Source organism: Coprococcus sp. ART55/1, from assembly GCF_000210595.1.
GTDB lineage: Bacteria > Bacillota > Clostridia > Lachnospirales > Lachnospiraceae > Coprococcus > Coprococcus aceti.
On record NC_021018.1, the window covers coordinates 3057201 to 3059128 of the forward strand.

Annotated in this window: 3 protein-coding genes; all 3 read right to left on the reverse strand. The window is 42.4% G+C overall.

Annotated elements, in window-relative coordinates; all coding sequences use genetic code 11:
* Nucleotides 1–522, reverse strand: a 522-nt coding sequence (locus CCU_RS13745; RefSeq protein ID WP_208896311.1) for a hypothetical protein, incomplete at its 3' end; no start/stop codon positions are given.
* Complete coding sequence (locus CCU_RS13750) at nucleotides 497–1375, reverse strand: hypothetical protein (protein WP_147360134.1); 879 nt, start codon at nucleotides 1373–1375, stop codon at nucleotides 497–499. The genes CCU_RS13745 and CCU_RS13750, both read right to left, overlap by 26 nt.
* Nucleotides 1376–1452: 77 nt before the next feature.
* On the reverse strand, nucleotides 1453–1928 hold a 476-nt coding region (locus CCU_RS13755; RefSeq protein ID WP_208896312.1), incomplete at its 5' end, for a hypothetical protein.

The window sequence follows — 1928 nt, forward strand, 5'->3', positions numbered from 1 at the left end:
CATCTCATCACAAAAGCACACATTCCTATCCGCATCTGTCACAATCAAAACCGGATTGCCGCCTTCCCAATCCTCCGCATCAAGACTGACTGTAAGTTTCTTATCATCAAGTGTCATGCGATTGTAGTCATTTTCTTCATCAACGAGACGCGACATATCCTCATCACCGGCTCCACTTCGAGCGGCAAGCGCTAACGGATGCTCAAAGCTGTAATCAAGCCCTGAGGCAAGCTGCTGTATACCGTCAAGAGCAAGCCTGCAGCCATTTGAGATACTCACGGACAAGCTGACAGCTGCGCTTTTAAGGAGCTCAGGGAAAGACACCGCAGCGAACTTCTCATCACTTAACTCGTCCTCACGCCAGTCTCCTATGGTCTGTATCGTATCATATATGTGCCTGCAGCTGTCGCACTTCATCACATGCGCCTGAACGCGGTGTATCAATCGCATATTGTCCGGCGTCATCTCATCTGCATATATCGCATCAACGATATCCTCAAAATTCAGGTGTTCTGTCATCATCCGAGCCTCCTTCCTGCTGTTCCTGCTTTTGTTCTTTCTTCGTTTCCTCATCACGGTCAGCGTCCAGCTTCTTGTGAATCCTATGCACTCCATCGGTAATCTGTCTTACCTGCAGGTCAAACGATTTCTCGCCTATGGCATGTCCATCACTGTCTATGATATCAAGTTTCTCCCGAAGCGGCAAGAATGTCTCCTTCGGAATAAAGCCGTCTATAACCGACATAAGATCGTCCACCATGCATTCATATAAATCATACAATCTAAAGCCATACAAATGTTCATATACCTTCGACGGTTTACCGCTCACCACATCTCCTATGTACGGGAAAATCAGTCTGGAATAAGTAAACGCAATCAGCTTCTCCGGCGACGTATTGATTGAATAGAGCTGTGTCAGCTTTTCTAGAAGCTTTTTGCTCACTTCCGATTCAACCATTATCGTTTCCGGGCTCTTCGTCGAATCAGACCCCTCAGCTAACTTAATCGGGGTATGCGTCTCTTCGTTTATTTCATGCAGCATATCCAAAGACAAAACTATGTTTTTGGGCTGCTTGGAGCCCGTCTGACTTCCCTGCTCTTCTTTCTTCTGCTTATTCATCCTATATTTTTTCTTAAGCCACGAAGCTGACTTTCCGTCAACAATCCGATTCAACCACGACTGTCTCTGTGCTTCATGCATGTCCTCCGAGTTCAGCAGATATCGCGGCAACTGGCGTATCACCGACCATGCAACCTCCTGAAACACATCTTCCCAGTCTTCAAATCCCACATTCCTGATTATCCTGTATTTCGTGTCATGCAACAGAACCTCGTAGAGTTCCGTATATATGCTGTCGTCACTATTTTCATCCATTATGGATTCTTTCAATTTGTCAAAAAATTCTTGCGATGCAAAACGCATGGGCGTCACCTTCTTTAAACAATCATTATCTATATATCTTCTAATACTTTGGGATTAGGAACATAATATCTATAATCAACAAATGTCGTACCATCTTCATAATCGTTATAAATTCTTGTTATCTCCAATGATTGATATTTCTTTTTCATATTCTCAGCTATCAGTTCAATTATTGCCCACTCCATTCCTCTCCAATTAAAGCTATTTGCAATTCCATAGTCATAAGGGTTCGCTTCCTGTTGATCAACAGTAATAACATTATAATTATAGGAACCAACATGACTTACAGTTCTATAAGAGAAATAGCTACTGATAACATTACCCTCTTGTTCTTCCAACGCCCATGTAATTTTTTCTATGGGAAATGAAGATAAATAATCAGCCATTGCCTTGACTTTCTCATGTTTTTTGTATCTTTGCCCATCAGAAATACTTAAGTTTCCAAAGTAGTCCCTTGGATAATCCACTTCAATACCACAGCATTTGTTATATTCCATATTAACAC